The organism is Amycolatopsis sp. NPDC048633, assembly GCF_040650695.1.
Lineage (GTDB): Bacteria > Actinomycetota > Actinomycetes > Mycobacteriales > Pseudonocardiaceae > Amycolatopsis.
Genome location: NZ_JBEZHS010000007.1, coordinates 45,781 through 67,144, shown reverse-complemented (window position 1 = coordinate 67,144; position 21,364 = coordinate 45,781). Strand labels below are relative to the sequence as shown.

Here is a 21,364-nt window from a genome sequence, read left to right as displayed (position 1 = left end):
GCAAGATCGGGTGATGCCGAAAACGTCAGCGCGTCTGCTCGCCCTGCTTTCGCTCCTGCAGGCGCGCCGCGACTGGCCGGGGGCGCTGCTGGCCGAGCGCCTGGAGGTGAGCGCGCGCACGGTCCGCCGCGACGTCGACCGCCTGCGGGAGCTCGGCTACCCGATCGCGACGGCCAAGGGCCCCGACGGCGGCTACCGGCTCGCCGCCGGCGCGGACCTGCCGCCGCTGCTGTTCGACGACGAGCAGGCGGTCGCCCTCGCGGTGGCGCTGCGGACGGTGACGGGCGGCGGGATCGAGGAAGCGGCGGCGCGGGCCCTGACCACGGTCCGGCAGGTGATGCCGGCCCGGCTGCGCCACCGCGTCGACGCGGTGCACGTCACGGCGGTCTCTCCGGCGGGGCCGCCGGTGGATCCGTCCGCGCTGGCGACGCTGAGCGCGGCGGTCCACGCGCGTGAGGTGCTGCGGTTCGGCTACGCGTCTTCGGACGTGCCGCGCCGCGCGGAGCCGCACCACCTGGTGACGCGAGGCGGCCGCTGGTACCTGGTGGCGTGGGACCTCGACCGCGCGGACTGGCGCACGTTCCGCGTCGACCGGATGACGCCGCGGGTCCCGACCGGCCCTCGTTTCGTTCCGCGGGAGGTGCCCGGGGGAGACGTGGCGGCGTTCGTGGCGGACCGCTTCTCGGGCAAGGACGAGTGCCGCGGCGAGGTGATCCTCGCCCTGCCGGCGAGTGTGGTGTCGACGTACGCGGGCGACGGCGTGGTGGAGGAGCTGGGGCCGGACCGCTGCCGGCTCGTGCTGGGGGCGTGGTCGTGGGCCGGCTTGGCCGCGTCGATCGGCCGGTTCGACGCGGATATCGAGGTCGTCGGGCCGGCGGAGCTGAGGGAAGCGTTTGCGCGGCTGGCCCGCCGTTACGCCGCGGCGGCCGGGTGATCCTTCCAAAACCGCAGGTTAGCGCTTGCTTACAATGGGGGCGATCGGAGCCGGCCATCCCGGGCGGTGCGGTCTGGGAGGATCACCGGATGACGATGTCGCTGTCGGCCGAACTGTGGCCGGATGTGCAGCCCGAGACCGCTCGCCGGTTGATGCTGGCCGGCGTCGAAGCCTTCGCCAAGCGCGGCTACCACGCCACCACCACGCGGGACATCGCCGGCGCCGCCGGGATGAGCCCCGCCGCGCTCTACGTGCACTTCCCCTCCAAGGCCGCGCTGCTCTTCGCCATCAGCCGGTACGGCCACGAGCAGACCCTCGCCCTCGTCGAGAACGTCGTCGCGAAGGAGTCCGACCCCGTCGAGCGGATCCGTCTCATCGTCGAGGACTTCGTCGCCTGGCACGCGCGGCGCCACACCGTCGCCCGGGTGGTCCAGTACGAGCTGCAGGCCCTGCCGGAGAAGGAGTTCGAAGTGGTCGCCGAGCTGCGGCGCCGCATCGAGCGGATCGTGCGCGACGTCATCACCGCCGGCGCCGAGGCCGGCGTCTTCACCGTCTCCGACGCCCACATCTCGGCCCGCGCGGTGCTCTCCCTGGGCGTCGACGTGGCCCGCTGGTACACCGAGCGCGCCCGTCAGACGCCGACCGCGCTCGGCAAGGAGTACGGCGGGCTGGTGCTGCGGATGCTCGGCGCGGCTCAGCCTGAGACCCCGGTCACAAACTGAGCGGTCGCTTTCGCGGACACCCTGCCGGCGGTCCCAGCGTCGCTCATCGGTCGACCGTCCCTTGCAAGTCCGATTGGGTAGTCCCGGCAACTGTGGGGGGTGAAGCGAGTGGACGGCGATGCCGGAGGGCCGGATCCGGCCCGGATCAGGGACGTCGCGGGTTTCGTGCGCGAGGTCGATCTGCTGCGTCGGCTGGCGGCCCGCGGCACGGGCAAGGCGCGGGTCAGCTTGACCGAGCTCGCCCGTTCGGTGGACGTGCCGCGCTCGACCGTGCACGCGTACGTGTCCGGGAAGATCCACCCGCCGTCCGACGTGTTCGACCGGATCGTGATCGCCTTGCGTGTCCCGCGCGGCGCGTGGGCGAGCTGGAACGAAGCCTGGTTCCGCGTGGCCGCCCACCTTCACGCGGAGAAGAAGGAGCTCGTCGCGGGGGCGCCCCGGCAGCTGCCGCTCGATGTCGGCGGCTTCGCGGGGCGCGAGCAGGATCTCGCCGGACTGGACCAGCTGCTGACCGGCTCTCCGGACACCGGGATCGCCCTCGTCACCGGGATGCCTGGGGTGGGCAAGACGGCTCTCGCGATCCGGTGGGCGCACCGGGCCGCGGCGAGCTTTCCCGATGGCCAGCTGTTCGCGAACCTGCGGGGGTTCGCCGACGCTCGCCCGGCCGATCCCGCCGACGTGCTGTTCGGGTTTCTGCGCGCTCTGGGGATGGCCGAGCGTGCGATACCGAGGGACGCTGACCGGCTCGCAGCGTGCTTCCGGTCCGCGGTCGCCGGCCGGCGGATGGTGGTGGTGCTCGACGACGCGAGCAGTGCCGAGCAGGTGCGTCCCCTGTTGCCCGGAACACCGAGCTGCGCCGTGGTGATCACCAGCCGCACCCGGCTGGTCGGCCTGGTCGCCCGGGAGGGAGCGGTCCCACACCAGCTGGGACCGCTCGGGACGGACGACGCCATCGCCTTGATCCGGCACACCGCCGGCCCGGGCCGGGTCGACGCCGACCCGGCATCGGCCGCGGAACTGGCCCGGGTTTGCGGACGTCTGCCGCTCGCGCTGCGGATCGCCGCGGCCCACGCTCGCGTCCGTGCGGGTATGCCCCTCTCCGCGATCGTCGAGGAGCTCCGTTCGGCCGATCCGCTCGCGGTGCTGGATGCGGCGGTCGATCGGGAGACGGCGGTGCGGACCGCGATCGCCCTGTCCTACCGGGCGCTGGAACCCCCGGCGCAACGGGTGTTCCGGCTCCTCGGGCTGTTTCCGGTCGATGGGATCGCGTTACCGGCGCTGGCGGCCGCGACCGAGCTGGAGCCGGAATCGCTGGTCCCGGTCATCGGCACCCTGCTCGACATGCACCTCCTCGTCGAGCGGACGCCGGCGAGGTACAGCCAGCACGCCCTGCTGCATTCGTGGGCCAGGCTCCGTTGCCGGGAAGACGACGCCGACGACGTGCGTGACTCGGCGCTGCTGCGCCTGATCTCGCACTACGCGGGGCTCGCGACCGAGGCGGCGCAGCTGAGGCACCCACGGCCGTACCGGGAGAAGTACGCGTGCGTCCGTTCCGGCGGTGCGTCGTTCACCGACGCCGCCGCGGCGATGACCTGGTTCGACGTCGAATTCACCACCCTGGCCACGCTGACCCGGCAGGCCGCCGCGGCGGGCCTCGACGCGCTGGCGACCCAGCTGTGCGTCGCTCTGCACTTCGAGTTCGAACGGCACCGTTCCGCGGAGTGGCTGCCGGTCAGCGAGGCCGCGCTCGCCGCGGCCCGCGTCGCCGGGGACGCGGCCGGGCAGGTGTTGTGCCTGCGGGTGCTTGGCAGTGCGCACTGGAGCAGATCGGACCACGCCGAAGCGCTTCGCCACCTCGACGAGGCCGTGCGGCTGGCCGACGAGCTCGACGCGCCGGACCTCCGGAGGCTTGTCCTCAGCGACCTGGGACGTACGTCGATCTCGATCGGCCGGCTCCACGACGCCGCCGAGTACTACCGGCGGGCTCTGGACCTGGAGTCGGCCCGGGGCGGGGTCGCCTCCGTTGCGAACCTGGTCGTGCTCGGCGATGTCCGGTGGGAACTGGGGGACCTGGCGAATGCCTACGAGCTCCAGGTCAGGGCGATCGAGACGGCGACTCGGCAGGGGTACGCCGCCGGACTGCAGCTCGCCGAAAGCCACGCGGGCCGGGCCGGTCAGGCGCTCGGTGACCTGGAGCGCGCCGTCGAGCACTACCGGACCGGTCTCGAGTTGTGCCGGTCGACCGGGGAGCACGCGGACGAGGCCAGCGTGCTCGCCAACCTCGCGGGAGCGTTGCGTGATCTCGGGGAACACGACGACGCGCTGACGACTGCCCGCGATGCCCTGGGCAAGGCGACCCGGCTCGCCATGCTCCGGACGCAGGCGAGCGCGCGCCACGTCCTCGGCACGGTCATGGTGGAGCTCGGCCGGGTCGACGAAGCCAGGGTCGAGCTCGATTCCGCGCTGAACCTTGCGATCGCGGCGAACCACCCTCGTGGTCGCGGCGACGCTCTGGTCGCCTTGTCCACGGTGCACCTGCGACAGAAGGCGTTCGATGAGGCCTATGCCGCGGCCGGCGAGGCCCTGGCCGTCAGCGAGCAGACCGGGCACAGCTTGATCCGGGCCGACAGCCTGCTGGCGATGGCCGCCGTCGAGCACGGACGCGGCGAGTTCCAGGCCGCACGGGCCCATGCCGAGCAGGCTCGCGCCATCCACGGGCAAGCGGCCTGCCGCCTCGGCGTCGAGCGCGCCGACGCGGTTCTGACGTCGTTGCCGTCCGGACGCCGGTGACGGGAGCCGGGCGTTCGCGCACGTCCAGGTTTGTCCAGGATCCGGCGGCCGGCGGCGGTGGCCGTGGTGGAGTGTGCCGGTCGGGGGCGGCGTGCCGGTGTTCCCGGCACGGTCCGGCGGTTCGGCGTCCTGAACTCCGGGGGAGGCGGTGACGCCGAACCGCTGTGACCCGCGGGAGGGGACGACGTCGACGACGGGCGAAGATTCGACTCGTGCGGCGTCCGGGTCAAGCGACTCACCGTCATCGGCCGTCGGCACCGGAACGCCGGGAGCCTTGGCCTTTTCCGGACAGTTTCGGGCAAGCGACGGCAGCTCACTCTCTGACAGATGTGTTCGGCATCCGTCTGTCGTTTGAACGGTGCGTCGAAGCAGCGGAACGTCTCGCGGCCGAACATGGAGAATGAGCGCGAGCCGGTACCCCGCGTCATGGCCGCCCTCCGCAACCTCGCCATCGGCGCGCTGCGCCTGACCGGACGAGCCGACATCAGCCGACGAAATACGAATTCCGTCCTTCGGCTCGGGCCCGCTCCGGTTGAACAGCCGGTTCGCCATTCCTTAAAGGACATTTTGGATTTGCACTGGCCGGCGCGCTGCGTAGTTCTCTTGACACCCAAGGCAATCTTGTGGAACAGTCAATTTCTGACAGGTCAGCGTCACTCGAAGAAGGAAACTATCCGACAGTTGACGGGCTTACTGGGGATTGGTAGCAATCGCGGATTTCGAACAATTGCCGGGCCGGCGGAAAACCGTCTTGGCCGCGACTGGGGTAGCAGCTTCGCGACGATCGCTCCTCGTGTCATCCGCGGACGGACCCGTTGACCCCTCGCTGAGCCGGAACGTCATCACGCGCCGTGGCATCGGGGCCGCGACGCGCGCCGTCGCCGGGCGGGTGAGAGGACGCGTGCCGCTGAGGCAATTCCGCCGATTTCCTTTGGGGGGTACACAGTTTATGGTTGAAGGGCATGTACAGATCACCGTGCTCGGGAAGCTCGAGGTCGCACCCGTCGCCCGGGTGCCCACGCCTGATCCGAGCCTCAAGATCACCGCGACCAAGCTGCGTCAGGTCCTGGTGCTGCTGGCCGTCAACGCAGGCACGACGGTGCGGACCGACCAGCTGATCGACGAACTGTGGCCGTCCGGTCCGCCGCAGACCGTCCGGACCATTGTGCAGACCTACGTGTACCAGCTGCGCAAGCTTTTCGCGCGGAGTTTCCGGGCGCCGGACGGAAAGGACCTGCTCAGCACCGACCCCGACGGCTACGTCTTGTCGGTGCCGCGCGAGAACATCGATCTGTTCCGGTTCCAGGCCCTCGTCGACGACGGCCGCGGCGCGCTGCGCGAGCAGAAGTTCGGCTGCGCCGCGGAAATGCTGCGCCGGTCCCTCGAGCTGTGGCACGGCCCGATACCCGCCGATGTGACGTCGGGGCCGCGGCTGCGCGGGCTGTCCGTCTTCCTGGAAGAACAGCGGCTGGAGGCCGTCTCGCTGCGCATCGAGGCCGATCTGGCCAGCGACCGGCACCTGGAGGTCGTGGGCGAGCTCCGCTCACTGGTGGCCACCCATCCCCTGCACGAGGTCTTCCACCTGCGGCTGATGCAGGCGCTGCACGGCTCCGGGCGGCGCGGCGAGGCGCTCTACGTCTATCGAGAGCTGCGGTCCACCCTCAACAAGGAGCTCGGCCTCGAGCCCTCGCCCGAGGTGCGCAAGGTCCATCAGGAGATCCTGGTCGGCCGGTGAAGCCAGGAATGGCACATCGAGGGGCTCCAGGGCCCTCGATGTGCCATTCCTGTGTCGGGGACCGGCCGGGCCGTGCCGCCGCTGGGGGACGTGCGGCACCGACCCGGCCGGTGTCCACGGGGGTCAGCAACGCTGCCAGTCCATGACGACCCAGTCGTGCGGGCCGCCGAGCCGGCGCCGCAGGCTCAGCAGGCCGTCGGCCAGCGTGACCTCCCGGATCTGCTCGGTGTTCACGACCCGGGCGTGAGACCCGATGACGACGTCGTGCACGACCTCGCCGTCCCGTAGCCGCCAGCGGCCCGAATACCCGAGATAGTGGTCGGCCGAGCCCAGGTAGGTCGCGCCGTCGGCCGCGGGCTCGGTCCGCATCAGGCTGGCCGCCATGTAGCCGTCCGCGTGGTAGATCAGGATGCCGTCCGCCTTCTCGCCCAGGGGGCCTTCGGCCACCGTGGCGTCGTCGTCGAGGTAGTAGTGGGCCACGAGCCGCCAGGCCCCGATGAGATCCGTGTCAGCCAGCATGGTCCCACCGTGGCGCAGCCGCCTCGAACGGCGCTCGAACGTCGGCGAAGGTAGAGCGCCGATCGACTCATCCTTGAGGTGGCGAGCCTAGCTTCGAGCGAAATCGCCAGTCGGAGGGAGACCACGATCGTGCGGCTCATCGATCTCACTGTGCCCACTGTGGACGGTCCGAGCGAGGCAACGCCGGTCGAGGTCAGCCTCCTCGACCACGCCTCGGCGCCGGCCGCGCTGGGCCTGCGGCCCGAGGACTTCCCGGACGGGGAGTCGATCTCGAACGAGACGGTCACCCTGACCACCCACACCGGGACCCACATGGACGCCCCGCTGCACTACGGCCTGCGCAGCGGCGGGCAGCGCGCGGCCGCCATCGACGAAATCCCGCTGGAGTGGTGCTACGCGCCCGGCGTCCGGCTCGACCTGCGGCACATCCCACCCGGCGCCGCGATCAGCGTCGCCGACATCGAGGATGCGCTGGCCAAGATTCCGCACGAGCTCGTACCCGGCGACATCCCGCTGATCTGGACCGGGGCGGATCGGCTGTGGGGCACGGAGGCGTACCGCACCGACCACCCCGGCATGACGCGCGAGCCGACCGCGTACCTCGTCGAGCGCGGTGCCAGGGTGATCGGCATCGACGCCTGGGGTTTCGACCGCCCGTTCGCCTCGATGGTGGGGGACTACCGCCGCGACGGCGACAACTCCGTGCTCTGGCCGGCTCACCTCTACGGCCGGGAAAAGCCCTACTGCCAACTGGAAAAGCTCGCCCATCTGGAAGAACTGCCCGCCGCCACGGGGTTCACCGTGGCCTGCTTCCCCGCGAAGCTCGCCGGGCTGGGCGCGGGGTGGACGCGCGTGGTCGCGATCGTGCCCGAGCCGAACACCGAGGAACCGTGATGGGCCAACCGGAATCCGAGCTTTCCGAGCTCCGCCTGCAGGTGCTGAACGGGCCGGGCGAGAAGGCCACCGAGACCCAGCACGCCAAGGGCAAGCTGACCGCGCGCGAGCGGATCGACCTGCTGCTCGACGAGGGATCCTTTCGTGAGATCGAGCCGTTCCGCCGCCATCGCGCCACCGGGTTCGGGCTGGAGCACAAGCGGCCCCACACCGACGGCGTCGTCACCGGCTGGGGCAAGGTCTTCGGCCGTACCGTCTTCTGCTACGCGCACGACTTCCGGATATTCGGCGGCGCGCTCGGCGAGGCGCACGCGGAGAAGATCCACAAGATCATGGACATGGCGCTGGCCGCGGGCGCACCGCTGGTGTCGCTCAACGATGGTGCCGGCGCGCGCATCCAGGAGGGCGTCACCGCGCTGGCCGGGTACGGCGGGATCTTCCTGCGCAACAGCCGCGCCTCGGGCGTCATCCCGCAGATCAGTGTCATCCTCGGCCCGTGCGCGGGCGGGGCGGCGTACTCGCCCGCGCTGACCGACTTCGTGTTCATGGTGCGTGACATCTCGCAGATGTTCATCACCGGGCCCGACGTCGTGCGGGCGGTCACCGGCGCCGACGTCACGCACAACGAGCTCGGCGGCGCCGACGTGCACGCCGAGGTTTCCGGCGTCGCGGGTTTCGCCCACGACGACGAACGCACGTGTCTCGAGGAAGTCCGGTACCTGCTTTCGCTGCTGCCATCGAACAACCGCGAGGAAGCGCCTCCCACGCCGGTGACCGATCCGGTCGACCGGCTCTGCCCGGCGCTGGCCGACCTGGTCCCCGCCGAGGGCAACAGACCCTACGACATGCGCCGGGTGATCACCGAGATCGTCGACGACGGCGACTGGCTCGAAGTGCACAGCCGCTTCGCCGCCAACGTGATCTGCGCGTTGTCGCGGATCGGCGGGTCGGTCGTCGGGATCATCGCCAACCAGCCGTACACATTGGCCGGCTCACTGGACATCGACGCGTCGGAGAAGGCCGCACGGTTCGTCCAGTTCTGCGACGGGTTCAACATCCCGCTCGTCACACTGCTGGACGTGCCCGGGTTCCTGCCCGGTGTCGACCAGGAACACAACGGGATCATCCGGCGCGGCGCCAAGCTGCTCTACGCCTACTGCACGGCCACTGTGCCGCGCATCCAGGTCATCCTGCGCAAGGCGTACGGCGGCGCTTACATCGTCATGGACTCCCGTTCGGTCGGCGCGGACCTGGCGTTCGCCTGGCCGGCCAACGAGGTCGCCGTGATGGGCGCGGAAGGCGCGGCGAATGTGATCTTCCGCCGCGAAATCGCGGCCGCGGAGGACCCCGACGAAGTGCGCTCACAGAAGATCAAGGAATACCGCACCAAGCTGATGCACCCGTTGTACGCGGCCGAACGCGGACTCGTGGACGACGTCATCGAGCCCGCCGACACCCGCCGTGTCCTCGCGGAGTCGCTGGCGATGTTGCGCGGGAAGCACGCGGATCAGCCGTTCCGCAAGCACGGGAACCCGCCGCAATGATCCGGATCCGGAAAGGCACGCCGACCGACGACGAGCTGGCCGCACTCACGCTCGTGCTGACCGCGCTCACGCGAACACCGGCCCCCGGGAAGGGACCGGTGTCGCGGACACGGCCGGTGCCGTGGCGGGCGTATGTGTCGCCGTCGAGCTGGCGGGGCCGCTAGCGACCGTCAGTGTTCCCGCGCCTCGAACAGCTCGTCGAGCATCGCCTTGGCCGCGCTTTCCAGGGTTTCGTCGGCTTGGAACGTTCCGCCGGAAACCCGCTGGAAATGAAAGGGGATGGTCACGGTCTCGAACACCGGTCGCATCCGCAGCGGGAGCACGACCTGCTTGAGCTGCTGCACCGCGCGGGTGCCGCCGGCGACACCGCCGTAGGAGACGAAGCCGACCGGCTTGCCGTTCCACTCCTGGTGCAGGTAGTCGAGCGCGTTCTTGATCGTCGCGGGATAGCCGTGGTTGTACTCCGGCGTGACGATCGCGAACGCCTCCGACGCCTCGACGATCGCGCTCCACCGGAACGTGTGTTCCCGCGTGTACTGCCGCAGCCGCGGGTGATTCGGCTCGTCCAGCAATGGCAGGCCGATCTCCGCGAGATCCGCCACGGCGACGTCGAATCCGCCGTGCGCGCGGGCCCGCTCGGCGAACCACTCGGCGATCGGCAGCCCGGCCCGCCCGGGGCGGGTGGCGGCGATGATGACGGTCAACGTGGGCACAGTCGGTCCTTCCTCGCTGATCGGACTCGTGAGTGTCGCGGCCGGTCGGACCGGCCGCGACACTCACGAGTCTCTCGGCCGTTACGCCGCCGAGCCGGCCCGGACGTCGTCGCGGACGCTCTCCAGCACCGCCATGAGCTCCTTGTGTTCCTGCTGCGGCACCCCGCAGTAGGTCATCACGGCGGCCGCCTCCCACAGCACCACGTCGAACTCGAAGTCGCTGACGGTCATTTCGGCGTGCGCGCTGCGCATGTCCGCGCCCGGGTACACCTTGGGCCCGCCGGTCTGCTCGATCATCCACGCGATGAGCGTGAACTTGAAGCCGGGCCGGCCCTTTTCGTTGTGCAGCCGCATGACGGCGGGATTCTGGTTGAGCGTGTCGTTGTCGTAGAGCCGGTCGCCGAGCACATCGATGATGTGCGCGATGCCGAAGATGCCCCCGAGCCGCTCGAAGAGGGAAGGAACCGGTGGTGCGTCCGCCATGGATTCTCCTCGTCTGGTCCGTCGCTTCCGCCAGGCTTACGCCGTCGCCCTCGAACCGCACTAAAGCGTGTTCGCGGGTTAGCCGCCCTTGAGCGCCGTTTGACCACCGGCCACCAGCATCCGACGGCAGGAACACATCGCGACGCGGAGGGAAAACCATGATCGTACACACTCTTCTGTACCGTTTTCCGGCGGAGGCCGAGGAGGGTGACATTCGTGATTTCTTCTCCGGCTTGCAGGCGCTGGCGGGCGAATCCGGACTGGTGACGGACTTCGGCTGGCAGCGGCATGTGCTCCTGCCGGCGGACGAGCACTCCAAGGGCATGACGGCGACGCACATCGCGCAGTTCTCCTGCGCCGACGTGCCGACGCTCCGGAAGTTCTCCGAATCGGCGCCGGTGCACGAATTCATTTCGAACTGGCGCGGGAAGATCGAATACGACGCCGCGTACGCGAACCACGAAGTGTTGCTTGCCAACGCACAGAACGGGGATGCCATGTTCCACACCGAACACACCGTGACCGTGAACGCGAACGCCGACCTCGTCTACGAGGTGCTCGCCGACGTCGTCGGCTATGCGAAGCTCTTTCCGCCCACCGACGCGGTGACGATGCTGGAGGAGACCGAGACGTACCAGATCGCGCGGCTCGTGGTGAACGTCAGCGGGCAGGTCCAGAGCTGGGTGTCCCGCCGCGATCTCGACCGTCCCAACCGGACGATCGCCTACCGCCAGCTGGAGAACGCCCCGATGATCCAGCACATGAGCGGCGAGTGGCGGGCGCTTCCGCTCGGCGAAGACCGCACCCAGCTGGTCATCACGCACGACTTCGCCGCCCGGCCGACCGACAAGGTGCCCAGCCAGGAGGAGGCGACCAGGCTGATGCAGGCCGCGGTGGAGAACAACAGCCATGCCGACCTCGCCGCCGTGCGCGACGAGTCGGAGAAGCGCGCCCAGCGCGTCGGGAGCCCGGCCTGATGACTGCCGACTCACCTGTCACGGCCCTGCGGGAGCTGTCGCTCGCGTCGGCCGCGTCGGCGTCGCTGCGGGCCGTCATCCGGGTGGGCGTCGCCGACGCGCTCGGAGACTCGCCGATGCCGGTCGGCGAGCTGGCGGACACGCTGGGTGTCGACGCCGCGATCCTCGTGCGCGTACTGCGGAACCTGCGCTGCTACGGCCTGTTCGACGATACCGGCGCGGGCATCGTGCACACGGCCGCGTCGAAGCTGCTGCGCGAGGACCACCCGGAGCGCCTGAAGAACTGGGTGCTGTGGGTCACCGAGCCGTGGGTGTGGCAGCTGTGGCCGGACCTCGAACAGGCGCTGCGCACCGGGCGCGGGCACTTCGACGAGCGCTTCGGCGAGGATTTCTTCACCCAGCTGCACAAGGAATGGCCGGAGTCGACCGAGACGTTCAACCGGTCGCAGACCGAACTGAGCGTGCTCACGTCGGCGGCGATCGCGGACGCACTGGACGTGGCCGACGTCAAGACCTTCACCGACGTCGGCGGCGGTCGCGGGTACACCCTGGCGACGATCCTGGAGCGCCACCCCCACCTGCACGGGACGCTCGTCGACCTGCCCGCCGCGGTCGCGACGCCGGATCCGCGGCTGCGTCCCGGCGGTGAGCTGGCCGCGCGGTCCCAGGTCGTCGCGGGCGACTGCCTGACCGAGATCCCGGTCGACGCGGATGTCTACCAGTTCAAGAGCATCCTCGAGTGGGACGACGAGCTGACGGTCAAGGCGCTGGGCAACGCCAAGCGCGCCGGACACCCCGGCAGCCGGGTGCTGATCATCACGAACCTGATCGACGACAGCCCGGAGCCCCGCTACGCGACCGGCATCGACCTGCTGTTCCTGCTCAACACCAACGGAAAGCGGCACACCAAGGCCGGTGTGACCGCGCTCGCCGAGCGAGCGGGCCTGCGCGTCGAGAACGTCACCCCGGCCGGGACGCTGCTGCACATCGTGGAGGCCGTGATCCCATGACCGCGGTGAAGTTCTTGTCCGACGAGTATCTCGACGAGCTCGGTGACCTGGTGGCCCCGGACCTGCCGGAGGTCCCGCACGTCAACGTCCGGCTGCAGTTCCACGCCACCGGCACCCCCGAGGGCGAGGTGGACTACCACCTGGTGGCCGAGCGCGGTGTGGTCGTCCGGGCCGGCCGCGGCCTGCTCGCCGACAGCGACCTGGCGATCCGCGCGAGCTACCGCGATCTGCTGGCGTTCGAGTCGGGTGAGCTGCACGCCGCGACGGCGTTCGTCACCGGGCAGTTCGCGGTGACCGGGGACCGGGCGAAGGTGCTGGACCTGATGGTGGTGCTGCAGTCCGGGAACTACCAGCGGTTCATCGCCGATCTGTGGGCGCGGACGACATGGTGACGCACACGTTGGTCCTGTCGTTCCCGGACACGATGTCCGAAAAGGACCGTGAGCTGTTCTTCCAGGACGGCGCCGCGGTCGTGCTCGGCTCGGGCTTCGCGGAGTCCTACCACCACTGGACCGGCGTTGCCGTGCCGAGCGCCGTCGACGCGTCGACCTTCGCCGCGTCCGCGATGGTGCAGATCCGCTGTGCCGACGTCGAATCGCTGCGAAAGCTGTTCGCGCACCCGCCGCTGGGTGAGTACGCGAAACGGTGGCGCAGCGAGTTTCCCTTCCGGGTGGTCGCGATCAACACCGCCGGCCCGCCCGCCGAGTCCGACCCGAGGTGATCATGGAACCTCTCATCCTGAATCCTTCGCAGTACCGTCCGAACTCTCCCGGCACTATCCCGTTCAAGCTGCTCGCCGAGGACACCGGCGGCAAGCTGAGCCTGCTCGAGTGGACGCTCAGCCCGTGGCAGTCCGGGCCGTTCCTGCACGCACACGATTTCACCGAGGCGTTCTACGTCATCGACGGCGAGCTGGAGATCCAGCTGGGAGAACGTCGCCACATCCTCGGCCCGCGGCACCTGGCGTGGGCGCCCGGCGGCACGCCGCACGCGTTCGCCAACGCGGCCGCCAGGGAAGTCACTGTGCTCACCATCTGCAGCCCCGGCGGGCTGGAGCACTTCTTCGCCGCGCAGGGCGACGACCCGGAGTCGTTCCCGGACGTGCCGGGGCTCGGCCTGCGGCTGCTCGGGCCGCGCATCCGCGCCACCGGCGCGCCCGAACCTCACCCAGTGGAAGGATCCCGATGACCGCCGAAGCCACTCTCACCCGGTTCCGCGAGTACATGGTCGGGCCGTCGAGGTTCATCACCCTGTTGTCCTGCTTCGAACTCGGCCTGGTCGACGCGCTGCGCGACGCCGGGCCGCAGACGGCGGAGCAGCTCGCCGGCACCGCCGGTGTCACCCCGGACGCCGTGCAGCAGCTGCTGCACCTGCTGGTCAAGGACGACTTCGTCGCCTTCGACGAGGCTGCCGGGACGTATACCCTCGGCGGGCTCGCGGACGTCGCCGACGCCGACCTGCAGCGCGTGCTGTCGATCTCGCGGATGATCAAGGTCCTGATGCTGCGCCAGGGCTACTACATGACCGAGAGCGTCCGCGCCGGGGTTCCCGTGGGGCTCAGGGAGTTCTACGGCTTCGAGGGCAACGTGTACGACGCCGCGGGCGAACACCCGGAACTGCGCGAGTCCTGGGGCAAGGCGATGGACACCTACACCGCGCACATCGATCCGTGGTTCTTCGAGAACGTCGAGATCCCGGCCGGTGCGCAGGTGCTCGACCTCGCCGGGAACACCGGCCTCGGCGCGATCCTGACGCACAAGCTGAAGGGCTCGGCCGGGCTGCGCGCGACGACGTTCGACCTGCCGGAAAAGCGGGAGCCCGCCCTGCGGAACTTCCGCGAACACGGTGTGGAGGACCGGTGCGGGTTCATCGGCGGTGACGTTTTCAAGAGCGTTCCCTCGGGCTTCGACGTCGTGCTGATCAAGCATTTCCTCGACATGTTCGACAAGAAGGACGTCTTCGCCATCCTCCAGGGAGTCAATTCCGCGGTCGAGACCGGTTCGCTGGTCCACATTCTCGTTCCGGTGTACCCCGAAAACGTCAAGGACTCCTACGGCGTCGACTTCTTCCCGGCGTTCTTCCTCGGCTGTGCCATGGGGAAGGGCGGCCCGCAGAAGCTCTCGACCTACTGTGCGTGGCTGGCGGAGTGCGGATTCGAGGTCACCCGGGCGATCGCGCAGAACCCCGCCGACATGCCGCCGGATTCCTGGGCCGCGCAAGCGATCCTGAGTGCCAGGAAAACCGGATGACGGCGACGGTCGCGCAGTCCTCGCACGCTGCCGACCAGGCACTGGCGGAGCTGCTGTTTTCGCCGGAGGGCCTGGCGGACCCGTTCTCGCGGTACCACCGGATCCGTGAGGCCGCGCCGGTGCACCGCAGCACCCTGGGCAGCTGGGTGCTCACACGCCACGACGACGTCGACGAGTTCCTGCGTGACAAGCACGTCGACAAGAACGTGCACACGTGGATGGGCGGGCGGTTCAGCGGGCAGTGGGAACAGCACCACGCGCTGCGGAAGCTCGCCGCGAACATGCTGTGGGCGAATCCTCCGGACCACACGCGGTTGCGCCGCCTCGTGAACCGGGCATTCACCCCGAAACGGGTGCAGGAGTATCGGGCGTCGATCGAGCGGCGGTTCGGTTCGCTGATGCGTCCACTGGACGAAAACGGCGGCGGGGACATCTGCAACGACGTGTTCTTCCCGCTGGCGTTCAGCGTGGTGGGCGGGCTCATCGGGGTGCCGGAGGAGGACGCGCCGCGCCTGCGGGAGTGGATCCGGGACTTCCAGCGGGTGTTCGAGGTGGGTATGACCGCTTCGGAACTGCGGACGGCGAACGAGGCCGCTCGCTCGCTGGACGACTACTTCGGGGAGCTGGTGCGCGCGCGGCAGCGCGAGCGTGGTGACGACCTGCTGTCCGCGTTGATCGACACGTCGGACGAGGGTGCGCGGCTGTCGTTCGACGAGCTCGTGCAGATGTGTCACATGATCATCGCCGCGGGCAGCGAGACCACGACGTTCTTCCTGACCAACGGCGTGCACCAGTTCATCGCCCACCCGGACCAGGCGGACCTGGTGCGGGCGGACCGTTCGCTGCTGAGCGGCGCGATCGACGAGGTACTGCGGTACGCGCCGGCCGCGCACATGATCCCGCGGACGACGACGTCGCCGGTGGACGTCGGCGGCGTCACGATCCCGGAGAACGCGCGGGTGATGGTGATGATCGCGGCCGCCAACCGCGACCCGGCGCGTTTCCCGGACCCGGACCGCTTCGACGTCACCCGGACCGGCACCGCGCTGATGTCGTACGGCTTGGGCACGCACTTCTGCCTGGGCTGGCGGCTCGCGAACCTGCAGGCCGAAGTGGTGTTCAGCGCTCTCCTGACCCGCTACGCGGACCTCACGCTCGCCGAGTCCCCGCGGCCGCGCACCCGGGTTGCCTTCCCGCAGGTGGAGAACCTCCGCATCCGGTTCCGCCTCAGCTAGTCGCCGCGGGTCATGGCGTTGGTGCCGGCTGACCGGGCTTGAGACGCGGGACGGGTCTTTCGGCGGCAGGATGAGGAGTGCGACCACCTCGTCCGCCGAGCGGAAAGACCCGTCCCTGCGCCCCCGTAATGCCCCGCTGTCCCGGGCAGATGTCCACCTCGATGCGAAGAAGACCGGCCGGATCCCCGGCGGTGGCCGGCTGATCCACGGCAAAGGCAGCGACCAAGGCCGACCGGTCGCGCGCGGCGGGGCCCCGAGGCCGGCGGGGCCCCGCCTTTCCCCGCGCTCCGCCGCCGACGGCCACTCCCGCCTGGCCGGCATCGAAACCCTGCCCGACGAAGCCGCCCGGACCGCGGCCGAATTCGTCCACCGCGCCCGGGCGTTCTTCGCCGACCCTCATCGGGCCGCGGGAACCGGTGAGCGCCCTCGGTCGACCTCTTCGAACATGGCGGCGGCACGCGCGGCCGAGCGCAGGGCGGGCGGGCTCGTGCTCACCACGCCCAGCACGACCACGGCGATCCCGAGCCCGGCGACCAGCCACCACACGCCGTGCTCGGCGGTCGTGAACGCGATTCCGCCGTGCCCGATGGAGGAGCTCACCGTCGCACCCGCGATCGCGACGCCCAGCGTGGTCCCGGTCTGCCGTCCGGCGGAAGCCACCGAAGCCGCCACACCGGCCATCGAACGCGGCATTCCGGACACCGCCGTGTTGGTGATCGGCGCCGCGCTCGTCCCCAGCGCCACCCCGAACAGCAGGTAGATCGCCAGCACGGCCGGCAGTGGCGTTGTCGGCGTCAGCCACAGCGACGCCAGTGCGCCCGCGGCCAGCGTGGCCCCGGAAACCAGCAGCGGTCCCCGCGGCCCGCGCGCCCCGACGATCTTGCCGGAAATCGGCGAGACCACCGCGATCATCGCGCCGGCGGGCAGCAGGCTCAGCCCGGCGGTGATCGCGGTCATCCCGCGGACCTCCTGCAGGTACTGCGTGGTCAGGAACAGGAACGAGCCGAACCCGACCAGTGCCGCGATCGCGATGACCAGTGCCGACGCGAACGGCACACTCCGGAACAGCCGCAGCTCCAGCAGCGGGTCGGCGCGGCGCGGTTCGTAGCCGACCAGGCCGGCGACGGCCAGCACGGCCACGGCGAGCAGGATCAGGATCGTCGGCGACGTCCAGCCCAGCCGCCCGGCCTCGATGATCGCGTAGACCACCGTGCCCAGCATCAGGACCACCAGAACCTGGCCCACCGGGTCGAATCGGCGGGCGCGCTCGGCGCGGGACTCCGGGACGAACAGCGCGGTGCACACGATCGCGATCGCCACGATCGGCACGTTGATCCAGAACACCGACTGCCAGCCGTAGGCGTCGACCAGCGCGCCGCCCAGGATCGGGCCCAGCGCCAGCGCCAGGCCGGACGTCGCGCCGAACACGCCGATCGCCTTGGCCCGCTGAGCGGGAACGGGGAATGTGGTGGCGATGATGGCCATCGCGACCGGGTTGAGCATCGTCCCGCCGACCGCCTGCAACGCCCGTGCCGCGACCAGCCAGCCGACGCCGGTGGCGAGCCCGCACAGCAGCGAGCCGAGGCCGAAGGTGGCGAGGCCGATCAGGAACACCCGCTTGCGGCCGTACCGGTCCGCGGTGGATCCGGCCAGTACCAGGAAACCGGCCAGTACCAGGGTGTAGGCGTCGACTGTCCATTGCAGGCTCGACTCGGTGGCGTGCAGATCAGTGCGGATCGACGGCAACGCGACGGTGACGATCGAGATGTCCATCGTCGCGACGATCATGCTGGCGCAGCAGATCACGAGCACCAGCAGGCGCCGGCGTCGGCTGAGTTCGGGCATGGGATCTCCTCGGTGGGCTTCTCGTACCTCGCTACGCTAGGATTTAGAGCGTGCTCGAAGTCAAGTCGCCACCCGCACCGGAGGCGGGCCTGACCATCGCCGAGGCCGCCCGCCGTACCGGAGTCAGTGCGCACACGCTGCGCTATTACGAACGCGCCGGTCTCGTCGTCGCCGACGTCGACCGCACCAGCGGTGGAAGGCGCCGCTATCACGAGCGTGACCTGCACTGGATCCTCGTCTGCACCAAGCTGCGCGCCACCGGCATGTCGATCAGGACGATCCGCCGCTACGCCGAGCTGGTCGCCGAGGGCCACGGCAACGAGCAGGAACGCCTCGCGCTGCTCGAGTCGCACCGCGCCGGCGTGCTGGAGCAGATCGCGGTGCTGCAGGACAATCTCGAGCTCATCGACCACAAGATCGACGTCTACCGCGGCCGCCTGGAGGCGGGCGACGCCGACACTTTGTGGACGCCGGCACGCTGAAAGCGCGACTCTCTCGGTAGAGCCCAGGTTGAGCGGGGGTCGAGAGGGAAAGCCTAGCTTTCCCCTTGATCGGGAACCCTTTCCCGCACCTGGCTTCCGCAGAGAAGGGCGCACCTATGCACGGCAGGTTGAACCGCCGGGTCGCCATTACCGGAATGGGCGTCCGGGCACCCGGATCGCTGGGCAAGGACGCCTTCTGGGAATTGCTTTCCGCCGGGCGGACGGCAACCCGGAGAATCACCTTCTTCGACCCGTCGCCGTATCGTTCCCAGGTCGCCGCGGAGGTGGATTTCGACGCGACGTCCGAAGGACTGAGTCCGCGCGAGATCCGGCGGATGGACCGCGCGACGCAGTTCGCGGTGGTCTGCGCCCGTGAGGCGCTGTCCGACAGCGGGCTGGCCGGCATTTCCCCGCACCGCACAGGAATCAGCCTGGGCTCGGCGGTCGCGGCGGCGACCAGCCTCGAACGCGAGTACCTCGTGCTGTCGGATTCGGGCAAGCGCTGGACGATGTCGCCGGATCAGCTCACGCCGCAGATGTTCGACTACATGGTCCCCAGCGTCATGGCCGCCGAGGTCGCTTGGGCGGCCGGTGCCGAGGGCCCGGTCGCGATGGTGTCCGACGGGTGTACCTCCGGGCTGGACTCGGTCGGCCACGGTGCCGCGCTGATCCGCGAGGGCAGCGCGGACGTCGTGGTCGCGGGCGCCGCGGACACCCCGATCACGCCGATCGTGGTCGCCAGCTTCGACGCGATCAGGGCGACGACCACCTACAACGACGTGCCGGACCAGGCGTCCCGGCCGTTCGACGGCACCCGCAACGGCTTCGTGCTGGCCGAGGGCGCGGCGATGTTCGTGCTGGAGGAGCTGACCGCCGCCCGCCGCCGCGGCGCGCACATCTACGCCGAGGTCGGCGGGTTCGCCACGCGGTGCAACGCCTACCACATGACCGGGCTCAAGACCGACGGCCGGGAGATGGCCGAAGCCATCCGCGTCGCGCTGGACCAGGCGCGGGTGAACGGCGACGCCGTGGACTACATCAACGCGCACGGGTCGGGCACCAAGCAGAACGACCGGCACGAGACCGCCGCGTTCAAGCGCAGCCTGGGCGAGCACGCGTACCGCACGCCGGTCAGTTCGATCAAGTCGATGGTGGGGCACTCGCTGGGCGCCATCGGCTCGGTGGAAATCGCGGCTTCCTTGCTGGCCATGGAAAACCAGGCCGTCCCGCCGACGGCGAACCTGCGTTCCGCGGACCCCGAATGCGACCTCGACTACGTCCCGGTGCAAGCGCGGGAGCACCACGTGGACACCGTGCTGACCGTCGGCAGCGGGTTCGGCGGGTTCCAGAGCGCGATGGTGCTGACCAGGGCGGCGGCATGAGCGTCATCACCGGGCTGGGGGTGATCGCGCCGAACGGGCTCGGCGTCAAGGAGTTCTGGGAGGCGACGCTGTCCGGCCGCAGCGGGATCGCCGAGCTGGACCGGTTCGACACGTCGGGCTACCCGGCGCGGCTGGCCGGTCTGGTCCGTGAGCTCGACAGCGCGGAGTACCTGCCGGGCAGGCTGCTCCCGCAGACGGACGTCTCCACCAGGCTCGCGCTCGTCGCCGCCCAGTGGGCGCTGGAGGACGCCGAGGTCGACCCCGCCGAGCTGGCCGACTACGACATGGGCGTCGTCACGGCCAACGCCTCCGGCGGCTTCGAATTCACCCACCGGGAGTTCAACAAGCTGTGGGCGCACGGGCCCGAGCACGTCAGCGTGTACGAGTCGTTCGCGTGGTTCTACGCGGTGAACACCGGCCAGATCTCCATCCGGCACGGGATGCGCGGCCCGAGCAGCGCGCTCGTCGCGGAGCAGGCAGGCGGCTTGGACGCGCTGGGCCACGCCGCCCGCACGATCCGCGGCGGCGTGCCGCTGGTCGTCGGCGGCGGGGTCGATTCCGCCTTCGATCCGTGGGGATGGCTGTCCCACCTCGCGGGCGGCCGGGTCAGCGTCGACCTGGACCCCGCCACCGCGTACCGCCCCTTCGACGCGAACGCGGCCGGGTACATCCCGGGTGAAGGCGGCGCGATGTGCATCGTGGAGAGCGCGGAATCGGCGCGCGCACGCGGCGTGCAAGGGTACGGCGAGATCGCCGGCTACGCGGCGACGTTCGACCCGCACCCGGACACCGGCGCGCCGCCGGGGTTGCGGCGCGCCGCCGCGCTCGCCCTGGCCGACGCCGGGATCGAGCCCGGCGACGTCGACGTCGTGTTCGCCGACGCGGCAGGGGTCCCGGAGCTCGACGATGCCGAGGCGCTGGCACTGCGGGAGTTGTTCGGTATCCGCGGCGTACCGGTCACCGCGCCCAAGGCGCTGACCGGCAGGCTCCTGTCCGGCGGGGCCGTGCTCGACGTCGTCGCCGCGCTGATGAGCATCCAGGAGAGCGTGATCCCGCCGACCTTCGGCACCGCCACGGTGCCCGGCGACTACGGCATCGACCTCGTGACCGGCGAGCCGCGGCCGGTGCCGGTGCGCACCGCCCTCGTCCTCGCCCGCGGCCGCTGGGGATTCAACGCGGCCACCGTCATCCAGGCACTCGGAGACAGGAGCTGACATGACCGACACGCTGAGCATCGAGGACCTGCGCGGCATCCTCGTCGGCTGCGCCGGCGGCGACGCGCTACCGGCCGACATCGCGGACGTCCCGTTCGAGGAGCTGGGCTACGACTCGCTCGCGCTCATCGAGACGTCGGCGGTGCTCAAGCGGGACCGCGGCCTGGTCGTCCCCGACGACCTGATCACCGAGGCGCGCACACCCGGCGAGCTGCTCCGCCTGATCAACGACCGGATCGGGGTCTAGTCCGGCGCAGTCCGGAAAACGATCTTATGGTGGGTAGCCGACCCAGAGGAGGTTGCGAATGCCCTGGTACCTCGTGCGAACCCACTACGACCACCACAAGATCGAGCCGGCGCACCCGGAACACCTGGCGTACATGGACGATCTGGTCCGTCGTGGCAAGCTCGCCGTGGGCGGCCCGATGGTCGACGGCAGCGGTGGCGTCCTCATCATGCGCGCCGAGAACGACACGGAACTGTGGGACGTGCTGAACGCCGACCCCTACCACGTCGCGGATCCGACGTCCGAACGGTCGGCGGGGGAGTACCAGCCGAATCTCGGTTTCTGGCTTACCCCGGACGCCTGAGTCCGGTCCGGCTGCGCGGCACGCCGCGCCCCGGCTGAACCGTCTC

24 protein-coding genes are annotated in these 21,364 nt (G+C 70.2%); 20 read left to right on the top strand and 4 right to left on the bottom strand.

Translation table 11 applies throughout. The features are described 5' to 3' along the window. The first annotated feature begins 13 nt into the window (after positions 1–13). The 5 genes from AB0C38_RS15930 (at position 14) to AB0C38_RS15910 (ending at position 6,181) form a co-directional block, all read left to right on the top strand. Entirely contained in the window at positions 14–934 is a 921-nt protein-coding gene (locus AB0C38_RS15930) for a YafY family protein (RefSeq protein ID WP_360672882.1), read from the top strand. Between the two features lie 89 nt (positions 935–1,023). Then, positions 1,024–1,656, top strand: coding sequence for a TetR/AcrR family transcriptional regulator (locus tag AB0C38_RS15925; RefSeq protein WP_360672879.1), 633 nt, complete (start codon positions 1,024–1,026; stop codon positions 1,654–1,656). Between the two features lie 108 nt (positions 1,657–1,764). Beyond that, entirely contained in the window at positions 1,765–4,446 is a 2,682-nt protein-coding gene (locus AB0C38_RS15920; protein ID WP_360672876.1) for a tetratricopeptide repeat protein, read from the top strand. A 393-nt stretch (positions 4,447–4,839) separates the two neighbouring features. Then, positions 4,840–5,265, top strand: a complete 426-nt coding sequence (locus AB0C38_RS15915; protein WP_360672873.1) for a hypothetical protein — start codon at positions 4,840–4,842, stop codon at positions 5,263–5,265. 130 nt (positions 5,266–5,395) lie between these two features. After that, complete coding sequence (locus AB0C38_RS15910; RefSeq protein WP_360672870.1) at positions 5,396–6,181, top strand: AfsR/SARP family transcriptional regulator; 786 nt, start codon at positions 5,396–5,398, stop codon at positions 6,179–6,181. A 123-nt stretch (positions 6,182–6,304) separates the two neighbouring features. Here AB0C38_RS15910 and AB0C38_RS15905 read toward each other — a convergent pair whose 3' ends face one another. Continuing rightward, positions 6,305–6,700: a lipocalin-like domain-containing protein gene (locus AB0C38_RS15905; protein WP_360672867.1), complete on the bottom strand. Its 396-nt coding sequence runs from the start codon at positions 6,698–6,700 to the stop codon at positions 6,305–6,307. A 129-nt stretch (positions 6,701–6,829) separates the two neighbouring features. Here AB0C38_RS15905 and AB0C38_RS15900 point away from each other — a divergent pair, with 129 nt between their 5' ends. From AB0C38_RS15900 to AB0C38_RS15890, 3 genes are read left to right on the top strand one after another with little or no spacing between them, the layout of a single operon-like run. Beyond that, on the top strand, positions 6,830–7,594 hold the full coding sequence (locus tag AB0C38_RS15900) for a cyclase family protein (RefSeq protein ID WP_360672864.1): 765 nt from the start codon (positions 6,830–6,832) through the stop codon (positions 7,592–7,594). Then, the gene (locus tag AB0C38_RS15895) at positions 7,594–9,138 is read left to right on the top strand and encodes an acyl-CoA carboxylase subunit beta (RefSeq protein ID WP_360672861.1); all 1,545 of its coding nucleotides are present in this window, start codon (positions 7,594–7,596) and stop codon (positions 9,136–9,138) included. Before AB0C38_RS15900 ends, AB0C38_RS15895 begins: the two co-directional genes overlap by 1 nt. Next, positions 9,135–9,302 carry an acyl-CoA carboxylase subunit epsilon gene (locus AB0C38_RS15890; protein ID WP_360672858.1) on the top strand — a complete coding sequence of 56 codons (168 nt, stop codon included), beginning with the start codon at positions 9,135–9,137 and terminating at the stop codon, positions 9,300–9,302. Before AB0C38_RS15895 ends, AB0C38_RS15890 begins: the two co-directional genes overlap by 4 nt. 6 nt (positions 9,303–9,308) lie before the next feature. Here AB0C38_RS15890 and AB0C38_RS15885 read toward each other — a convergent pair whose 3' ends face one another. After that, entirely contained in the window at positions 9,309–9,851 is a 543-nt protein-coding gene (locus AB0C38_RS15885; RefSeq protein ID WP_360672855.1) for an NAD(P)H-dependent oxidoreductase, read from the bottom strand. 81 nt (positions 9,852–9,932) lie between these two features. Continuing rightward, positions 9,933–10,334, bottom strand: coding sequence for a group 1 truncated hemoglobin (locus tag AB0C38_RS15880; protein WP_360672852.1), 402 nt, complete (start codon positions 10,332–10,334; stop codon positions 9,933–9,935). Between the two features lie 158 nt (positions 10,335–10,492). Here AB0C38_RS15880 and AB0C38_RS15875 point away from each other — a divergent pair, with 158 nt between their 5' ends. Genes AB0C38_RS15875 through AB0C38_RS15845 form a run of 7 tightly spaced genes read left to right on the top strand, consistent with a single transcriptional unit; the run spans position 10,493 to position 15,805 of the window. Next, positions 10,493–11,311: an aromatase/cyclase gene (locus tag AB0C38_RS15875; RefSeq protein ID WP_360672849.1), complete on the top strand. Its 819-nt coding sequence runs from the start codon at positions 10,493–10,495 to the stop codon at positions 11,309–11,311. Then, positions 11,311–12,321, top strand: coding sequence for a methyltransferase (locus AB0C38_RS15870; protein WP_360672846.1), 1,011 nt, complete (start codon positions 11,311–11,313; stop codon positions 12,319–12,321). Before AB0C38_RS15875 ends, AB0C38_RS15870 begins: the two co-directional genes overlap by 1 nt. Before the next feature lie 5 nt (positions 12,322–12,326). Then, the gene (locus AB0C38_RS15865; protein WP_360672843.1) at positions 12,327–12,713 is read left to right on the top strand and encodes an SCP2 sterol-binding domain-containing protein; all 387 of its coding nucleotides are present in this window, start codon (positions 12,327–12,329) and stop codon (positions 12,711–12,713) included. Next, positions 12,710–13,042, top strand: a complete 333-nt coding sequence (locus tag AB0C38_RS15860; RefSeq protein WP_360672841.1) for a hypothetical protein — start codon at positions 12,710–12,712, stop codon at positions 13,040–13,042. The genes AB0C38_RS15865 and AB0C38_RS15860 overlap by 4 nt, the downstream gene beginning before the upstream one ends. A 2-nt stretch (positions 13,043–13,044) precedes the next feature. Continuing rightward, complete coding sequence (locus AB0C38_RS15855) at positions 13,045–13,509, top strand: cupin domain-containing protein (protein WP_360672838.1); 465 nt, start codon at positions 13,045–13,047, stop codon at positions 13,507–13,509. Next, positions 13,506–14,570, top strand: a complete 1,065-nt coding sequence (locus AB0C38_RS15850) for a methyltransferase (RefSeq protein WP_360672835.1) — start codon at positions 13,506–13,508, stop codon at positions 14,568–14,570. Before AB0C38_RS15855 ends, AB0C38_RS15850 begins: the two co-directional genes overlap by 4 nt. After that, positions 14,567–15,805: a cytochrome P450 gene (locus AB0C38_RS15845; RefSeq protein WP_360672832.1), complete on the top strand. Its 1,239-nt coding sequence runs from the start codon at positions 14,567–14,569 to the stop codon at positions 15,803–15,805. The genes AB0C38_RS15850 and AB0C38_RS15845 overlap by 4 nt, the downstream gene beginning before the upstream one ends. Before the next feature lie 396 nt (positions 15,806–16,201). Here the strand turns inward: AB0C38_RS15845 and AB0C38_RS15840 are convergent, their stop codons facing one another. Next, positions 16,202–17,650 (bottom strand): DHA2 family efflux MFS transporter permease subunit, encoded by a 1,449-nt coding sequence (locus AB0C38_RS15840; RefSeq protein ID WP_360672830.1) that lies wholly within the window; start codon positions 17,648–17,650, stop codon positions 16,202–16,204. A gap of 50 nt (positions 17,651–17,700) precedes the next feature. On the opposite strand from AB0C38_RS15840, the gene AB0C38_RS15835 reads away from it, so the two are divergent. The 5 genes from AB0C38_RS15835 to AB0C38_RS15815 all read left to right on the top strand — a co-directional run bounded on the left by AB0C38_RS15835 (position 17,701) and on the right by AB0C38_RS15815 (position 21,318). Then, the gene (locus tag AB0C38_RS15835; RefSeq protein WP_360672827.1) at positions 17,701–18,132 is read left to right on the top strand and encodes a MerR family transcriptional regulator; all 432 of its coding nucleotides are present in this window, start codon (positions 17,701–17,703) and stop codon (positions 18,130–18,132) included. Positions 18,133–18,248: 116 nt separating this feature from the next. Next, positions 18,249–19,514, top strand: a complete 1,266-nt coding sequence (locus AB0C38_RS15830; RefSeq protein WP_360672824.1) for a beta-ketoacyl-[acyl-carrier-protein] synthase family protein — start codon at positions 18,249–18,251, stop codon at positions 19,512–19,514. After that, positions 19,511–20,728, top strand: coding sequence for a ketosynthase chain-length factor (locus AB0C38_RS15825; protein ID WP_360672821.1), 1,218 nt, complete (start codon positions 19,511–19,513; stop codon positions 20,726–20,728). Before AB0C38_RS15830 ends, AB0C38_RS15825 begins: the two co-directional genes overlap by 4 nt. A gap of 1 nt (position 20,729) precedes the next feature. After that, on the top strand, positions 20,730–20,975 hold the full coding sequence (locus tag AB0C38_RS15820; protein ID WP_360672818.1) for an acyl carrier protein: 246 nt from the start codon (positions 20,730–20,732) through the stop codon (positions 20,973–20,975). 58 nt (positions 20,976–21,033) lie between these two features. Beyond that, positions 21,034–21,318 (top strand): YciI family protein, encoded by a 285-nt coding sequence (locus tag AB0C38_RS15815; RefSeq protein WP_360672815.1) that lies wholly within the window; start codon positions 21,034–21,036, stop codon positions 21,316–21,318. The last annotated feature ends 46 nt before the right edge of the window (positions 21,319–21,364 follow it).

Excerpts from the sequence above, each read along its gene's own strand:
- AB0C38_RS15930 (WP_360672882.1), top strand. The coding sequence starts at position 14 with ATGCCGAAAACGTCAGCGCGTCTGCTCGCCCTGCTTTCGCTCCTGCAG.
- AB0C38_RS15925 (WP_360672879.1), top strand. The coding sequence starts at position 1,024 with ATGACGATGTCGCTGTCGGCCGAACTGTGGCCGGATGTGCAGCCCGAG.
- AB0C38_RS15915 (WP_360672873.1), top strand. The coding sequence starts at position 4,840 with ATGGAGAATGAGCGCGAGCCGGTACCCCGCGTCATGGCCGCCCTCCGC.
- AB0C38_RS15910 (WP_360672870.1), top strand. The coding sequence starts at position 5,396 with ATGGTTGAAGGGCATGTACAGATCACCGTGCTCGGGAAGCTCGAGGTC.
- AB0C38_RS15905 (WP_360672867.1), bottom strand. The coding sequence starts at position 6,700 with ATGCTGGCTGACACGGATCTCATCGGGGCCTGGCGGCTCGTGGCCCAC.
- AB0C38_RS15895 (WP_360672861.1), top strand. The coding sequence starts at position 7,594 with ATGGGCCAACCGGAATCCGAGCTTTCCGAGCTCCGCCTGCAGGTGCTG.
- AB0C38_RS15890 (WP_360672858.1), top strand. The coding sequence starts at position 9,135 with ATGATCCGGATCCGGAAAGGCACGCCGACCGACGACGAGCTGGCCGCA.
- AB0C38_RS15880 (WP_360672852.1), bottom strand. The coding sequence starts at position 10,334 with ATGGCGGACGCACCACCGGTTCCTTCCCTCTTCGAGCGGCTCGGGGGC.
- AB0C38_RS15875 (WP_360672849.1), top strand. The coding sequence starts at position 10,493 with ATGATCGTACACACTCTTCTGTACCGTTTTCCGGCGGAGGCCGAGGAG.
- AB0C38_RS15870 (WP_360672846.1), top strand. The coding sequence starts at position 11,311 with ATGACTGCCGACTCACCTGTCACGGCCCTGCGGGAGCTGTCGCTCGCG.
- AB0C38_RS15855 (WP_360672838.1), top strand. The coding sequence starts at position 13,045 with ATGGAACCTCTCATCCTGAATCCTTCGCAGTACCGTCCGAACTCTCCC.
- AB0C38_RS15850 (WP_360672835.1), top strand. The coding sequence starts at position 13,506 with ATGACCGCCGAAGCCACTCTCACCCGGTTCCGCGAGTACATGGTCGGG.
- AB0C38_RS15845 (WP_360672832.1), top strand. The coding sequence starts at position 14,567 with ATGACGGCGACGGTCGCGCAGTCCTCGCACGCTGCCGACCAGGCACTG.
- AB0C38_RS15840 (WP_360672830.1), bottom strand. The coding sequence starts at position 17,650 with ATGCCCGAACTCAGCCGACGCCGGCGCCTGCTGGTGCTCGTGATCTGC.
- AB0C38_RS15830 (WP_360672824.1), top strand. The coding sequence starts at position 18,249 with ATGCACGGCAGGTTGAACCGCCGGGTCGCCATTACCGGAATGGGCGTC.
- AB0C38_RS15825 (WP_360672821.1), top strand. The coding sequence starts at position 19,511 with ATGAGCGTCATCACCGGGCTGGGGGTGATCGCGCCGAACGGGCTCGGC.
- AB0C38_RS15820 (WP_360672818.1), top strand. The coding sequence starts at position 20,730 with ATGACCGACACGCTGAGCATCGAGGACCTGCGCGGCATCCTCGTCGGC.
- AB0C38_RS15815 (WP_360672815.1), top strand. The coding sequence starts at position 21,034 with ATGCCCTGGTACCTCGTGCGAACCCACTACGACCACCACAAGATCGAG.